The organism is Bacillus cereus group sp. N14 (assembly GCF_016483555.1).
In the GTDB taxonomy this organism is placed as follows: domain Bacteria; phylum Bacillota; class Bacilli; order Bacillales; family Bacillaceae_G; genus Bacillus_A; species Bacillus_A wiedmannii.
Genome location: NZ_JAEHBQ010000134.1, coordinates 1 through 238, shown reverse-complemented (window position 1 = coordinate 238; position 238 = coordinate 1). Strand labels below are relative to the sequence as shown.

Here is a 238-nt window from a genome sequence, read left to right as displayed (position 1 = left end):
CCCCCCCCCCCACACCCCCCGCCCCCCCTCGCCGACCTGGCGCACCTTGTGGTGCTGCAGCGCCTGTGTTACCTTGAGCACCCTGAGGTCCAGTAGCGCCCGTGTTACCTTGAATACCCTGAGGCCCGGTAGCGCCCGTGTTACCTTGAGGTCCAGTAGCACCGGTAGCGCCTGTGTTACCGTGAGCTCCAGTAGCACCAGTAGAGACGGGGGGGCAGGGGGGACCGGGAGGGCCGGG

General features: G+C 68.5%; 1 pseudogene. It reads right to left on the bottom strand.

Annotated features, from left to right (window positions below):
- Positions 1-238: pseudogene (locus JDS82_RS29425) on the bottom strand (Gly-Xaa-Xaa repeat protein); the annotation flags it as partial.